13 protein-coding genes and 1 rRNA gene are annotated in these 15,633 nt (G+C 39.3%); 7 read left to right on the top strand and 7 right to left on the bottom strand.

Annotated elements, in window-relative coordinates; translation table 11 throughout:
• The gene (locus ACZZZI_RS07640; protein WP_316762539.1) at positions 1–1,233 is read right to left on the bottom strand and encodes an ABC transporter permease; all 1,233 of its coding nucleotides are present in this window, start codon (positions 1,231–1,233) and stop codon (positions 1–3) included.
• A 112-nt stretch (positions 1,234–1,345) separates the two neighbouring features.
• Entirely contained in the window at positions 1,346–1,699 is a 354-nt protein-coding gene (locus ACZZZI_RS07635) for a HesB/IscA family protein (RefSeq protein ID WP_316762536.1), read from the bottom strand.
• Between the two features lie 91 nt (positions 1,700–1,790).
• Between ACZZZI_RS07635 and ACZZZI_RS07630 the strand changes: the two genes are divergently transcribed.
• The 3 genes from ACZZZI_RS07630 to dnaA all read left to right on the top strand — a co-directional run bounded on the left by ACZZZI_RS07630 (position 1,791) and on the right by dnaA (position 5,895).
• On the top strand, positions 1,791–2,321 hold the full coding sequence (locus tag ACZZZI_RS07630) for a DUF7935 family protein (RefSeq protein WP_463489078.1): 531 nt from the start codon (positions 1,791–1,793) through the stop codon (positions 2,319–2,321).
• A 125-nt stretch (positions 2,322–2,446) separates the two neighbouring features.
• Complete coding sequence (locus ACZZZI_RS07625) at positions 2,447–3,994, top strand: acyl-CoA mutase large subunit family protein (RefSeq protein ID WP_463489077.1); 1,548 nt, start codon at positions 2,447–2,449, stop codon at positions 3,992–3,994.
• Positions 3,995–4,464: 470 nt separating this feature from the next.
• On the top strand, positions 4,465–5,895 hold the full coding sequence (gene dnaA, locus ACZZZI_RS07620; RefSeq protein ID WP_109930718.1) for a chromosomal replication initiator protein DnaA: 1,431 nt from the start codon (positions 4,465–4,467) through the stop codon (positions 5,893–5,895).
• Between the two features lie 632 nt (positions 5,896–6,527).
• Here dnaA and ACZZZI_RS07615 read toward each other — a convergent pair.
• The 5 genes from ACZZZI_RS07615 to ACZZZI_RS07595 form a co-directional block, all read right to left on the bottom strand.
• Positions 6,528–7,079, bottom strand: a complete 552-nt coding sequence (locus tag ACZZZI_RS07615) for an NUDIX hydrolase (RefSeq protein ID WP_463489076.1) — start codon at positions 7,077–7,079, stop codon at positions 6,528–6,530.
• A 10-nt stretch (positions 7,080–7,089) separates the two neighbouring features.
• Positions 7,090–7,476 carry a hypothetical protein gene (locus tag ACZZZI_RS07610; RefSeq protein ID WP_316762522.1) on the bottom strand — a complete coding sequence of 129 codons (387 nt, stop codon included), beginning with the start codon at positions 7,474–7,476 and terminating at the stop codon, positions 7,090–7,092.
• Positions 7,477–7,543: 67 nt separating this feature from the next.
• A complete protein-coding gene (locus ACZZZI_RS07605; protein WP_316762519.1) occupies positions 7,544–8,335 on the bottom strand; it encodes a TPM domain-containing protein in 792 nt (263 codons plus the stop codon).
• 6 nt (positions 8,336–8,341) lie between these two features.
• Positions 8,342–8,782: a TPM domain-containing protein gene (locus tag ACZZZI_RS07600; protein ID WP_316762516.1), complete on the bottom strand. Its 441-nt coding sequence runs from the start codon at positions 8,780–8,782 to the stop codon at positions 8,342–8,344.
• Positions 8,783–8,867: 85 nt separating this feature from the next.
• On the bottom strand, positions 8,868–9,449 hold the full coding sequence (locus ACZZZI_RS07595) for a LemA family protein (protein WP_316762513.1): 582 nt from the start codon (positions 9,447–9,449) through the stop codon (positions 8,868–8,870).
• A 107-nt stretch (positions 9,450–9,556) separates the two neighbouring features.
• Here ACZZZI_RS07595 and ACZZZI_RS07590 point away from each other — a divergent pair, with 107 nt between their 5' ends.
• The 4 genes from ACZZZI_RS07590 to ACZZZI_RS07575 all read left to right on the top strand — a co-directional run bounded on the left by ACZZZI_RS07590 (position 9,557) and on the right by ACZZZI_RS07575 (position 15,569).
• Positions 9,557–11,098: an NAD(P)/FAD-dependent oxidoreductase gene (locus ACZZZI_RS07590; protein WP_463489075.1), complete on the top strand. Its 1,542-nt coding sequence runs from the start codon at positions 9,557–9,559 to the stop codon at positions 11,096–11,098.
• Positions 11,099–11,132: 34 nt separating this feature from the next.
• Positions 11,133–11,600: a DinB family protein gene (locus ACZZZI_RS07585; RefSeq protein WP_463489074.1), complete on the top strand. Its 468-nt coding sequence runs from the start codon at positions 11,133–11,135 to the stop codon at positions 11,598–11,600.
• 5 nt (positions 11,601–11,605) lie between these two features.
• Positions 11,606–11,965 (top strand): CoA-binding protein, encoded by a 360-nt coding sequence (locus ACZZZI_RS07580; RefSeq protein WP_316762504.1) that lies wholly within the window; start codon positions 11,606–11,608, stop codon positions 11,963–11,965.
• Positions 11,966–14,047: 2,082 nt separating this feature from the next.
• Positions 14,048–15,569, top strand: a 16S ribosomal RNA gene (locus tag ACZZZI_RS07575).
• Positions 15,570–15,633: the final 64 nt, after the last annotated feature.

Below are 15,633 nucleotides of genomic sequence, written 5' to 3'. Positions count from 1 at the left end.
TTATTCGTATCTCAACGCTTCAACAGGATCTAGCTTAGAAGCTTTTTTAGCAGGGTAATAACCCGATAAAATTCCCACACCAACGCATATTGCAAAACCGCCAATTATAAATAACCAGGGGATTATAAACGAGCCGCCCATTGCAAGCGATATTAAATTGCCAATTAGAATACCTAAAAATATTCCAAAGCTACCACCCATTAAACAGATTACTACGGCCTCAATTAAAAACTGGCGACGAATAACCTTCGGATTAGCCCCAATTGCCTTACGGATTCCAATTTCGCGGGTACGTTCAGTCACCGATACCAGCATGATATTCATTAACCCGATCGATGCACCAATTAATGTAATAACACCAATTGCAACACCACCATAAACCACAAAAGCTAAGTTTTCAAACAAGGTTTGTGCTACGGCATCACTTTTGGTAATTTCAAAATTATTCGTTTCAGCAATTTTAACCTTACGGATGTTTCTAAAAAGTGCGGTAGATTCTCCAATTATGTTTTCCTGCATTTCATTTGTAGGCACCATAACGGTAATGGTGTAAGAAGGATTTGCATTTGAATTAATTTGCTTGGCTTTTAAAAGTGGAACATAAACTGCTCGATCACCACTAAAACCCATACTCGAACCTTTTGTAGCTAAAACGCCAATAATTTTAAAACGATTATTACCTACGCTAATCATTTTGTCCATTGGATCTTCACTTTTAAAAAGCTTATCTACAACTTCACTGCCCACTATACAAACGTTATTGCCCATCTGGATCTCCGAAACGCTGAAATTTCTTCCGAGCGATAGGTTTAAACCCTGAGAAGCCAGTCCATTTTCATCTATCCCCTGAACATTAATATTTGGATTGGTTTTTAAGCTGCCATTTTTTACAGTAGAACCACCACTGGCAAACACACTTACAGCAACAGTTGCTGGCGTGTTTAAGCTATCTTTAAACCGAATTGCATCTTCATACCTTATTGCTTTAAAAGGTTTTGGCCTTTTACCTTGTCCACCAATTCTTATGCCGGTACCACGATTACGGATTGTAAATGAATTAGCGCCCATGCTGCTGAAAGCATCAGTCATGCTGGTTTTTACAGCGTCTAACGTAGTTAAAATACCAACCAAAGCACTTAAGCCAATCGCGATAATTAGCGCTGTAAGCATGGTACGTAAGCGATTGCTTTTGATAGATTGTAATGCCAGCCTGATATTTTCTCTGTAATTCATTTAGTTATATAGCGTAATTGCGATGGATATTTCAAAGACTATTGCCCTAAAAATAAAAAAGTCCCGATGTTTAGACAAGGGGACTGTGCAATATGTTACAATAATATTTTCTTTATGCCGAAAAACTTGTACCGCAACCGCAGGTACTTGTTGCATTTGGATTAACAAAAGTAAAACCACGAGAGTTTAAACCGTCTTGCCAGTCAATCATCATACCCATTAAATACATTTGATGTGCTTTATTCATAAAAACACGAATGCCATCAATTAAGAATTCCTGATCGCCATCTTTTCTTTGATCGAAACCTAAAATATAATTCATGCCTGCGCAACCGCCACCTTCAACGCCAACACGTAAGCCGTAATCCTCACCAATTTCTTGCTGATCTTTTAATTTATATAACTCTTTTGCTGCGCCTTCTGAAAAAGTAACTGGTGCAAATGCGGTATCAACTGTTGTGCTCATGTTATTTAAATTTTATCTGTTACAAATATAAATAATAATGCACATTTTTGCTTTTATCCGGATGTTAATATTACCGTAGTTAAACAATACCATGAACGCACAACAAATAATTACAGATATTGTAACCTTATTTACAGGGATTTTTCTTTCGCTTTTAGCTATTTATTATGTGCTGAAGAATGATATTCAGCGATTTTTTAACCTGAAAACTATTGAATTGGATAAAGAAAGCAGAGCCCATATTTTACCCCTTCGGTTACAGGCGCACGAGCGTTTAATTATTTTCGTTGATAGAATTAATCCCGCAAACCTATTGGTTCGTCTTCACCAGCAAGGCATTGGTATTTCTACTTTACAAGCAGGTATTTTAAATGAGGTGCGTTCAGAATATCAGCATAACATTACACAACAGCTTTATGTTGGTAGCGTTACCTGGAATGTGGTTCGCAAATTAAAAGACGATACAATTGCAATGATAAATAATGCGGTACAAGGTTTACCTGCCGATGCAAATGGTATTGAACTTAGTAAAGCAATTTTGCAACACATGGCAAGTATTGATGAAAATCCATACGATTTAACCATTGAGTTAATTAAAAAAGATATTGAAAAACTGTTTTAATCAAGTGTTAAAATTGGTTAATTGTTTTAACTGTTTAATCATAACCCCGCAAACTGAGTTAACTAATAAATTCTTGAACAGTTAACCAACCAGACACTTTATCAGTTAACCAAGCATAACCAAATATGAGCGATAAGAAACATACGACCACATCGGGCATCGAAATAAAAGAACTCTACATTTCTTCGAAGCCGATGGATGAAAAACCTGGCGAATATCCGTTTACCAGGGGGATTCAGAAGGATATGTATCGCGGACGTTTATGGACAATGAGGCAGTATGCAGGTTTTTCAACCGCCGAAGAATCGAATAAGCGTTATCATTATTTATTAGGTCAGGGTACAACGGGCTTGTCGGTTGCTTTTGATTTGCCCACTCAAATTGGTTACGATTCCGATCATGAAATGGCCGACGGTGAAGTAGGAAAGGTTGGTGTCGCCATCGATTCGCTAAAGGATATCGAGATTCTGTTTGATGGCATTGAGCTTAAAAATATTACCACTTCGATGACCATCAACGCTACGGCATCGATTTTATTAGCCATGTATATTGCTTTGGCTAAAAAACAAGGAGCAGATTTAAAGCAAATTTCGGGAACTATACAGAACGACATACTTAAGGAGTACGCGGCCAGAGGGACATATATTTATCCGCCTAAGCAGTCGATGCGGCTAATTACTGATATTTTCGAATTCTGTAGTAAAGAGGTGCCTAAATGGAATACGATATCCATTTCGGGTTATCATATTCGGGAGGCAGGTTCAACCGCGGTGCAAGAACTGGCTTTTACTTTAGCTAATGGTAAAACTTATTTAAGGGCCGCCATTGATAAAGGTTTAGATATAAATGTTTTCGCTAAGCGATTATCTTTTTTCTTTAATTGCCACAACAACTTTTTCGAAGAAATAGCAAAATTTAGAGCCGCAAGGCGGATGTGGGCAAAAATAACCAGGGAACTTGGTGCAACAGATGAAAAAGCGCAGATGCTTCGTTTTCACACGCAAACTGGCGGTTCTACACTAACTGCGCAACAGCCTTTAAATAATGTAATACGCGTAACCAATCAGGCTATGGCGGCTGTTTTAGGAGGCACCCAATCGTTGCACACCAATGGTTACGATGAGGCATTATCGCTCCCAACCGAAGCTGCAGCAAAAATTGCCCTTCGTACCCAACAAATTATTGGTTTCGAGAGCGGAGTAACCGATACTGTGGATCCGCTTGCGGGTTCTTTTTTTGTAGAAAACCTAACTGACGAAGTTGAAGCAGCTGCCTGGGCTTATATTGATAAAATTGATGCTATGGGTGGTTCTGTAAATGCAATTGAAAGCGATTACATGCAGCAGGAAATTGCGGCTTCGGCTTATGCCTATCAAAATGAAATAGAAGATGGAACCCGCATTTCAGTTGGAGTGAATAAGTTTACTCAAAAGGAAGAAGGCTTTACCGAAGTTTTTAATATCGATGATTCTATTCGCAAATTACAAACCGATAAACTTGAAAAACTAAAAGCCGAAAGAAACAACATTGCGGTAAAGGAAGCGTTAGATTTAATACAGGTTTCGGCCATGGGTAATTTGAATTTAATGCCACTTATTATTGATGCTGTTGAAAAGTACGCAACCCTTGGGGAAATTGCCGATGCCTTGAGAAATAGCTTTGGTGAATACTAAATTTGTAATACGCTAAATTAATCATTCTTGTTAAGCCTTTTGACCAGAAAAGGGGAAATAGTACCACGGTGTTTTGTGTAATAAACGGGATGGCCGCGATAGCTTTTTATTTGCGTTGGTGCAACCCCTTTGGTTTCAGTGGGTTTTAGGTTGCAGCAAATAAAAACTAAAGCAAACAGCCCGATTAACAAAGATAGTGGCTTGGAATTTGCTTTTCTGTGTCTGATTTGCAATAAAGGGGTAAAAGGATTAAGAAATCAGTTTTAAATGTGGAAAACCAATGTTAATAAATAGTTATCCACATTAAAAATTCAGGTTAAGGAGGGTAGTTTCCTGCTTATGAATATGTTACGAAATATTTGAGATTTTTGTTTCAAATGTTGATAATTTTCTCAATATTCGTAGTCCCGAAACGGACCATCCCGTAAATTCGAATCGGCACTGAAAACCAATAAATTATAGAAATCGCAATGGAAAAAACTTGTACAGAAGTGTGGAAGAACTGTCTTCAAATTATTAAGGATAACATCCCGAACCAAAGTTTTAAAACCTGGTTCGAGCCAATAACAGCCCTTAAATTGGAAGGTAAGGTTTTAACCATTCAGGTACCGAGTTTGTTCTTTTACGAATGGCTTGAAGAGCACTATGTAGGCTTACTACGTAAAACAGTAAAAAAACAACTTGGAGAGGATGGCAGGTTGGAATACAATATCGTTGTAGACAAATCGTCGAATAGCGGTAATCCTTACACCACAAACATGCCATCGAACGGAAACGGGGCAGAAGCTAAGGTGCAATCCATGCCAATTCCGGTATCGATAAATAAGGATATTAAAAATCCGTTTATCATTCCTGGACTAAAAAAATTAAACGTAGATCCACAATTAAACTCTAATTATACTTTCGAAAATTACATCGAAGGAGATTGCAATCGTTTGGCTCGCTCGGCAGGTTACGCTGTTGCTGCAAAACCAGGTGGTACATCTTTCAACCCTTTGATGATTTATGGCGGAGTAGGTTTAGGTAAAACACACCTTGCACAAGCAATTGGTAATGAGATTAAGCGCAGCATGCCTGATAAGCTTGTTATTTATGTTAGCTGTGAGAAGTTTTGCCAACAATTTGTAGACTCGTTAAAGAACAACACAATTAACGATTTCGTTAATTTCTATCAGGCAATGGATGTAATCATCATGGATGATGTACACAACTTTGCCGGTAAAGAAAAAACTCAGGATATTTTCTTCCATATTTTTAACCACTTACACCAATCGGGCAAACAGGTTATTTTAACCTCTGATAAAGCACCGAAAGATTTAGCTGGTTTGGAAGAACGTTTATTAAGTCGTTTTAAATGGGGCTTATCTGCAGATTTGCAAATTCCTGATTTGGAAACCCGTATTGCCATTTTAAGAAAGAAAATGTATGCCGATGGTATTGAATTGCCAGGTGAAGTTGTTGAATACGTTGCGCATAATATTGATAACAACGTACGTGAATTAGAAGGTGCAATGGTTTCTTTGTTGGCTCAGGCTACTTTGAATAAAAAGGAAATCGATTTGAATCTGGCAAAACAAATGCTGAAGAACTTCATCAAGAATACTTCAAAAGAGATTTCGATGGAATACATTCAGAAGTTGGTTTGCGAATATTTCGAAGTACCAGTTGATATGGTTAAATCGCAAACCCGTAAAAGAGAAATTGTTCAGGCTCGCCAAATTTCGATGTACCTGTCAAAAAGCCATACCAAATCATCACTAAAAACAATTGGTGCTTTCTTTGGTGGCCGCGATCACAGTACGGTAATTTATGCTTGCCAAACGGTAGAAGACTTAATCGATACCGATAAAAAGTTTAAAGCTTACGTTCACGATATCCAGAAAAAACTAAAAATGAGTTAATTTAAGGCGAAAGCCATTAAACTCATCACAAATAAAAGAGGCCTGATTTAATAAAAATCAGGCCTCTTTTATTTAATTAACCCTCTGAAATACTTAGCTTTTCTAAGCTTTCGACGATAGTGAAATCTTTTAGTGCAAAGTTTGCACTCTTTAATACTTAGATGCCCTAAGCTTTCTTAGATGGTGAAATCTTTTCGAGCTTGTACTATTAAAATACTTAGATGTTCTAAGCTTCCTTAGCTGGTAAAATCTTTTATTGCAAAGTTTGTACTACAAATACTTAGATGCCCTAAGCTTTCTTAGCTGGTAAAATCTTTTATTGCAAATTTGTACTATAAATACTTAGATGCCCTAAGCTTGCTTAGCTGGTGAAATCTTTTATTGCAAAGTTTGTACTATAAATACTTAGATGTCCTAAGCTTCCTTAGCTGGTGAAATCTTTATTGCAAATTTGTACTATAAATACTTAGATGCCCTAAGCTTTCTTAGCTGGCGAAATCTTTTATTGCAAAGTTTGTACTATAAATACTTAGATGCCCTAAGCTTTCTTAGCTGGTAAAAACGTTTATTGCAAGTTTATACTCTGAAAATACCCTAAGCTTCCTTAGCTGGTACAATCTTTTACAGTAAATTTAACCTTTATCGATTTCCGCCAAACCATAAAGTAATGCAGCAACGTGAAGAGCCTGGGCAATTTTATTATCCTTTAAAAATTGTTTAACCTCTTCAACGGTGTATTCCTCTACATTTAGAATTTCATGTTCATCCAGATGTTGCTCATGAGTTTTTACTCCGCCTGTTAAAAAATAAGTATAAGTAATATTATTAGCTGTTGCAGGATTAGGATAGAGCTCGGCAAGCAGTTTACAGGTTTTAAAACTATAGCCAGTTTCTTCAAGTAATTCCCGTTTAATCGCAAATTCAGGTGCTTCATCACCATCAATTACCCCGCCCGGAACTTCTAACGAAATTAGATCTGCGGCGTGACGATATTGACGGACCATAATTATTTTTCCCTCCGCTGTTAAGGCAATTGCGTTAACCCAATTCGGATATTCCAAAACATAATAATCATTTTTAATAATTCCATCAGGTAATTTTACTTCATCCACACGAAGGGTTGCCCATTTCTCTTTCACTAAATATTTAGAAGCAACTCTTTGCCACTTTTCTATGTTGATCATAAATCGTTAATTAAATATATTGTTGTATGGTTTTCTGCCGATGCAGGTTGACCAGGTGAACAATTTTGTGTTTGTCGGCCAGCAGATTATAAATTAAATTGAGTTTTGGGGCTATGGCTTTATTTCTTGCATCACTAACACCAAGTTCGTAGTATAAAAATTCACTTAAGGAGTCAAGTTTATCGGCAGGAATATCACTTTCGTTTAGCCACTTTTCAAATGATGAAAGGTTATCCCCATCCAGAATTTCTTTTGGAATAGCAAAACTATTCTGCATGGTATCATTAAAAATAACTTCAGCCTCTGCAAATTTACCCTCCAGTTTTAAACCCATTATTTTGGCTAAAACTTCAGCCAGTTTCTGGATTTCTGCCGTAATCAGATCTTTTCTATACACTTTAACAAAGTTAATTTAAACTATAACATTGGGCTAATATTCTCCAATAACCAATCACCAAACATGACTACCAGCTTCCGCTAGAACCGCCGCCGCCAAAACTTCCTCCACCGAAGCCACCAAATCCGCCACCGCCTGATGATCCGCCGCCACCCCAGCTACTTCCTCCACCAAAACCACTTCCGCCTCGGCCACCGCCTCCGCTTCCAAATAGCATAGCCCAGAATAAAGCGTTCGATGCACCACGACTTCCTATGATTTCGCCATTTCCACCGCCACCGCCTTTGCGCATAATAATTATTATAACAATGATGATGATAATGATTACAACTACACTTCCCGAACCTCCCTTTTTAGAAGAAACCCGTGGATTGTCGTTTTTGTACTCACCTTTGGTATATTTTATTATGGAAGTGGTACCCGCATCCAGGCCAGAATAATAATCGCCAGCCTTAAAAAAGGGTTTAATATCATTTTCAATAATCCTTTTGGCATAAATATCAGGTAAAGCACCCTCTACGCCATAACCAGTTTGAATGGATATTTTTCGATCGCCAACAGCAACAACAATCATAATACCGTTGTTTTTGCCACTTTGACCAACACCCCATTTTCTGCCCAGGCCTACCGCATATTCATTAATGTCATAATCGCCAACCGATTTTAAGATCGCTATGGCAATTTGAGTAGAAGAAGAATCATCAAAGGCAACAAGTTTTTGTTCTAGCGCCTGTTTCTGACTTGCAGATAAAACCCCCGAGTAATCATTAACCAGAGTTGAGGGCTTTTCAGGGAAATCTTGAGCAAAGGCAAAAGAAAATAATAAGCTGAAGAGCGATAAAAGGAATAATTTTTTCATCGGTTATTAATTTTCTTTATGATCCATATATACAATGTCATTTGGCAATTCATTTATATCTCCTGGTTGATAAGGAAAAAATAAAGCTAACTTTTCGCCAGCTAAAGAAACACCTGCAATAATACCATCTGCCAGATTACCTTTGGCAAAATGCGCTGTCATGGCCACTTTAGTTGTTTCCCAAAAATCAGCAGGAACAACTTTATTAATCCCGCTATCGCCGATAATGGCAAATTTATGGTCGGCGTGAGCCAAATAAATTAACACCCCATTTCGTTGAGCCGTCTTATCCATATCTAACTTGGAAAAGTATTCAATAGCTTTTTCGTATGGGTCTGATTCGCAACGTTTATCTATAGCAATTCTGATTTCTCCTGAAGTTGCTTGCTCTGCATCTGCAATTGCCTTGGCAATTTTTTCTTGTTCAATATCCGAAAATAACGACATGTTTTTATTCTAAAATGATGTAAAAAGGGTAACAAATGTTCAACTGAATAAACATCTATTACCCTCAAATGTTATAGTCAGAATATTAAAATTCTACTTTAGGCGCATCTTTGGCTGTAGCATCGGCTTCGAAATAACCTTTAGCCTTAAAGCCGAACATGCCAGCCGTCAAGTTATTCGGAAACGATCTGATTTTGCCATTATATTCCTGTACCGCATCGTTAAAATCTTTACGGGCAACCGTAATACGGTTTTCAGTACTTTCCAATTGTGCCGATAAATCGCTGAATTGTTGAGTTGCTCTCAATTCTGGATAAGCTTCGGTAATGGATAACAATTTACCCAATGCCTGACTTAACTGACCTTGTGCAGCCTGATATTTTTGAATGTTCTCTGGTGTTAAATCATCCGCTTTAACCGTCATTTGAGTTGCTTTAGCACGAGCCTCCACAACTGCAGTTAAAGTACCCTGCTCAAATTTAGCCGCACCTTTTACTGTGCTCACTAAGTTTGGAATTAAATCTGCCCTTCTTTGATATTGGGTTTGCACGGTTCCCCATTTAGATTTTACATTCTCATCAAGTTTAACCATGCTATTGTACCCGCATGAACTTAAAGTGCTAACTGCAATTACAGCAGCTAAAATTCCAAATACTAATCTTTTCATTTTTATGGTTTTTGTTTTATGTAATCAAATTGAATTAAGGTCAATTTACTAATAAGATTGCAAAATCTGTACCTTTGTTACAATTCGGGATAAAAACCTGACAGATTATGCAAAAAGATATCGAAATTACACTGCTCCCACACGAGGTCGAGCAAACTGAAATCATCAATCAAAAGTTAGCTGATGGTTTAAAACTGCCACAGAACCATATTAAAGGCTACGAAATTTTAAAACGTTCTATTGATGCCCGTTCCAGAAAGGTAATATACCGTGTGCTAATAAAAGTTTTTATTGATGAAGAACTAGTTGTCGAAGTTCACACCATAAACTATCAAAATGTCAGTAATGGCAAACCTGTAATTATTATCGGTGCTGGGCCAGCAGGATTATTTGCCGCTTTGCAATGCATCGAAAATGGTTTAAAGCCAATTATTATCGAACGCGGTAAAGATGTAAAACAACGTCGCCGCGATTTAGCCGCTATAAATAAGCAAGGACTTGTGAATACCGAATCCAACTATTGTTACGGTGAAGGTGGAGCAGGAACCTATTCCGATGGGAAATTATATACACGATCTAATAAACGTGGTGATATTAATAAAGTACTCCAGGTTTTTGTAAACCATGGGGCCGAACCCGATATTGCGATTGATGCCCGTCCGCATATTGGTACCAATAAACTTCCGCACATCATTACCTCCATAAAAGATACCATATTAAATGCTGGTGGTGAAGTGATGTTTGATAGCCAGATGACCGATATTTTAATCGAGTTTGGCAAAGTAAAAGGCATCGAAATTAATTTCGAAGATAAATTGTACGCAGATGATATTATACTGGCAACAGGTCATTCCGCAAGAGATGTATACGAATTACTCCATCACAAAAATATTTTAATCGAAGCCAAACCCTTCGCCTTAGGCGTTCGGATAGAACATCCGCAAGAAATTATCGATACCGCACAATACCATTGCGATACCCGTTCCGAATTTTTACCCCCAGCTTATTACAGTTTGGTTGAGCAGGTAGGTGCAAGAGGTGTGTTCTCATTTTGCATGTGCCCAGGCGGTATTATCGCACCATGCGCAACAGGCGAAAACGAAATTGTAGTTAATGGCTGGTCGCCTTCCAAAAGAAATAATCCCTTTGCCAATTCAGGTACAGTGGTTCAGGTTACTTTAGATGATGTTCAGGGTTATGATCCGCTACGGATGCTGAACTTTCAGTCTCAAATAGAAAAACTAGCTTTCGAAGCTGGCGGCGGTAATTTAGTTGCACCCGCACAACGAATGATGGATTTTGTGAACAACAAACTTTCGATCGATTTGCCAAAGAATTCTTACTTGCCAGGAACAAAAAGTGTAATGCTCGATAATATTTTACCAGAATTTGTATCCCAAAGTTTAAAATCAGCGCTGCCCTTATTTGGCAAAAAGATAAAAGGTTATTATACAAACGAGGCCATATTAGTGGGTGTAGAAAGCAGAACCTCGTCGCCCGTACGCATTCCGAGAGATAAAGAAACTTACCAGCACCCTCAGGTGCGTGGATTGTATCCATGTGCGGAAGGAGCAGGGTATGCAGGCGGAATTGTTTCGGCCGCTATCGATGGAATTAACTGTGCAAATGCAATCCTTAACGCAAAATAACAAACATTATAAGCGCTGAGTTTGTTGTTTGAATATGTTTAGTATTACAAACGAGATCAAAAAAGCTTTTAACGGTGATGCGTGGCATGGCAATCATGTAATGCAAACCTTTAATAACGTTAAGCCCGAAAATGCTTTCGAACATTTTATCCCAAATGCCCATAGCATTGCCGAAATTGCGCTGCATTTAACGTCCTGGACGGAGGAAATATCTTCCAGACTAACTGGTAATGCTGCTGCGGAACCAGAATTGGGCGATTGGCCGAAACCAGGGGAGCAGACGGCCAGGGCCTGGGAGAAAATTATATTCGATTTTAAAATCGCAAACGAAGAGCTAATTCGGATTTGCGAATCAATAAGAGGCGATGAGTGGGAAAATACAATTAAAGATGAAAGAAACCTTGCTTTAGGTACAGGTATAACCAATATCGAACTGGTAAATGGTTTGGTACAACACCATGCCTATCATTCCGGACAAATCGCATTACTTTCCAAATTTTAAACACCATGAAAAAGACATTAATTATAGGCGCTTCGCCAGATCCCTCAAGATATTCGTACAAAGCCGCACACATGTTAACCCGTTTCAAGCACGAAATTGTTAATGTGGGCATCAAACGCGGCGAAGTTGCAGGCGTAGAAATCGAGAAGCCAGGAACAATTCACGACGACATTGATACGGTTACACTCTATATCGGACCAGCACTGCAGGCACAGTATCACGATTACATTCTGGATACCAAGCCGAAACGCGTTATTTTCAACCCAGGTACAGAAAATTATGAACTCGAAAAATTATTAGATCAGCATAATATTGAGCCTATGCGAGCTTGTACTTTAGTCCTTTTAAGTACAGGTCAGTATTAAATTTTAGTAAATCACGTTCCATCGCTCATATTAAAGTACGTCCCGCCCTCCATTCCAAATCCTCGGTTATGGTGTGTGCCGATCTCATCGTTACTTCAACCTGCGGGTTTCCATTAGGGTCGGGTTTAATTCATTCTGGCTGGTATTTCAAAGGCCAGGTTGCACGGTTGCAGATCCTGCAATTCTTATTATATCAAAAAAAGTATTCTGATAACTTATGTTATAATAATTAGCCAAAAAATCTCTTGGCTCCAACCCCGTTACCACTCTTATTGGCCATTTAAAACCTTCGCGGATAATTCCCCATTTGTCATCAGGATTTAGCCAGGGTAAATACAGGCTTTATACAGGGTTACGCACCCTGTTGTAACCGAGTCCTGACCGAGTTTACACCCTGTTATCACCCTGTTAACCCTAGCCAAAAAAAATCCTGGTCAGCTAAGAAACTTTGCCCAAATACACCTGTCCCCCTCATCAATTTCAGAACACTCAACTAATTAACTTCGAAATCCCCTTTAATCGATGTTATTTACCCGATTACTGCTGCGGAGCAAATCCTTGTAACATCTGTAGAAAATAATTTCAACATCTGACATCCACTATATATTACTAGTAACCCTTCTATATGTCCTATCTACCTATATGGCTAAAAAACCCGCAATATGCAAACTAATCCGCCATCAACTTAGATGTTCTAAGACTACTTAGATGGTTAAATTCGGGCGACATATAACTAAATCCGCCTTTAACATAAATGTCCTATCTATCTATATGGCTAAAAACCGCAACATGCAAACTAATCCGCCATCAACTTAGATGTTCTAAGACTTCTTAGATGGTTAAAATTCGTGCAACATATAACTAAATCCGCCTTTAACATAAATATCCTATCTATTTATATGGCTAAAAACCCGCCATGTGCAAACTAATCCGCCATCAACTTAGATGTTCTAAGACTTCTCAGATGGTTAAAATTCGTGCAACATATAACTAAATCCGCCTTTAACATAAATGTCCTATCTATTTATATGGCTAAAACCCGCAACGTGCAAACTAATCCGCCATCAACTTAGATGTTCTAAGAGTTCTTAGATGGTTAAAATTTGTGCGACATATAACTAAATCCGCCTTTAACATAAATATCCTATCTATTTATATGGCTAAAAACCCGCCATGTGCAAACTAATCCGCCTTTAACATAAATGTCCTATCTATCTATATGGCTAAAAACCGCAACGTGCAAACTAATCCGCCATCAACTTAGATGTTCTAAGACTTCTTAGCTGGTTAAAATTAAGACAACAGGGCACAAACCTTCCTGAGCCCTGGTTTTCCAACCGCCAAAAACGCCATCCAGGCCTGCCAAACAACCCAGGTTTAAAAAAGTTTTCATTTTTTCTTATTGATCTTCATGGAGTTAGTGTGGTGGTGTCAAATAAAAGCGGGGCAGGCTTTGCTGGAGCGAATAATTTTTCTACTTTTGCATCCCGCTTCGGAAGGAAGGGAAAAGATGTTTGAGGTATTGTAGGGCAGGAAAAGAAGCTTAAATTATTTTAAAATAAGCTTTGCAGGAATGCTAAATATTATTACCTTTGCATCCCGCTTCGGAAGGAAGAGGGGAAAAAATGAAAGACTGGGAATAAGGGTTGTTAGCGAGAGAAATAAGTGATAATGATTAACCTTTAAAACGAACGAAAAAATAAAAATTATTTTATTTGGAAGTTTAAAAAAGATTCCTACCTTTGCACTCCCAACGTAAACGAAGGGAAAACAAAAAGATCGGAACGGCGGATGTCGGGAAGATAAAAAAAAACGAGATTGAAACGGATGAAACATATGCAGGACGAATAAGACCAGCAGAAACTGAAACCCGAAGATATATAAAAAGGCCGCCGCGAGGTACCGAGCCGAATAAGTTCTTAAAAGAGATGTCAATGTAGCGCAAGCGGGGTAATGAAGTACGGATTCAAGTACAGAGTACCGAAGCTTGATTTTAAAGTCAATGTCTGACAGACATAATTAAAAAAAAGAAGACTATTTTTAACAATAGTTAAAACTGGTCAGAATCTTACAACACATTTTACAATGGAGAGTTTGATCCTGGCTCAGGATGAACGCTAGCGGCAGGCCTAATACATGCAAGTCGAACGAGATTATCCAGCTTGCTGGATATGAAAGTGGCGCACGGGTGCGTAACGCGTATGCAACCTACCTTAATCAGGGGGATAGCCCGAAGAAATTCGGATTAACACCGCATAAAAACACAGAATAGCATTATTCAATGTTCAAATATTTATAGGATTAAGATGGGCATGCGTGTCATTAGCTAGTTGGCGGGGTAACGGCCCACCAAGGCGACGATGACTAGGGGATCTGAGAGGATGACCCCCCACACTGGTACTGAGACACGGACCAGACTCCTACGGGAGGCAGCAGTAAGGAATATTGGTCAATGGAGGCAACTCTGAACCAGCCATGCCGCGTGCAGGAAGACGGCCCTATGGGTTGTAAACTGCTTTTATCTGGGAATAAACCTTTTTACGTGTAAGAAGCTGAATGTACCAGAAGAATAAGGATCGGCTAACTCCGTGCCAGCAGCCGCGGTAATACGGAGGATCCAAGCGTTATCCGGATTTATTGGGTTTAAAGGGTGCGTAGGCGGCCTGTTAAGTCAGAGGTGAAAGACGGTAGCTCAACTATCGCAGTGCCTTTGATACTGACGGGCTTGAATAAACTAGAGGTAGGCGGAATGAGACAAGTAGCGGTGAAATGCATAGATATGTCTCAGAACACCGATTGCGAAGGCAGCTTACTATGGTTTTATTGACGCTGAGGCACGAAAGCGTGGGGATCAAACAGGATTAGATACCCTGGTAGTCCACGCCCTAAACGATGAATACTCGCTGTTAGCGATATACAGTTAGCGGCTAAGCGAAAGCGTTAAGTATTCCACCTGGGGAGTACGCTCGCAAGAGTGAAACTCAAAGGAATTGACGGGGGCCCGCACAAGCGGAGGAGCATGTGGTTTAATTCGATGATACGCGAGGAACCTTACCCGGGCTTGAAAGTTAGTGAATTATCTAGAGATAGATAAGTGAGCAATCACACGAAACTAGGTGCTGCATGGCTGTCGTCAGCTCGTGCCGTGAGGTGTTGGGTTAAGTCCCGCAACGAGCGCAACCCCTATGTTTAGTTGCCAGCATGTAATGATGGGGACTCTAAACAGACTGCCTGTGCAAACAGAGAGGAAGGAGGGGACGACGTCAAGTCATCATGGCCCTTACGTCCGGGGCTACACACGTGCTACAATGGATGGTACAGAGGGCAGCTACATAGCAATATGATGCGAATCTCACAAAGCCATTCACAGTTCGGATTGGGGTCTGCAACTCGACCCCATGAAGTTGGATTCGCTAGTAATCGCGTATCAGCAATGACGCGGTGAATACGTTCCCGGGCCTTGTACACACCGCCCGTCAAGCCATGGAAGTTGGGGGTACCTAAAGTATGTAACCGTAAGGAGCGTCCTAGGGTAAAACCGATAACTGGGGCTAAGTCGTAACAAGGTAGCCGTACCGGAAGGTGCGGCTGGAATACCTCCTTTCTGGAGCAGAGTTGACTACTCGCTGCGCAACATGATACTCTAATAAGTAAAAAAGTTATAAGTG

Source organism: Pedobacter sp. AC190 (assembly GCF_979258025.1).
This window is presented reverse-complemented; position numbering and strand designations above follow the sequence as displayed.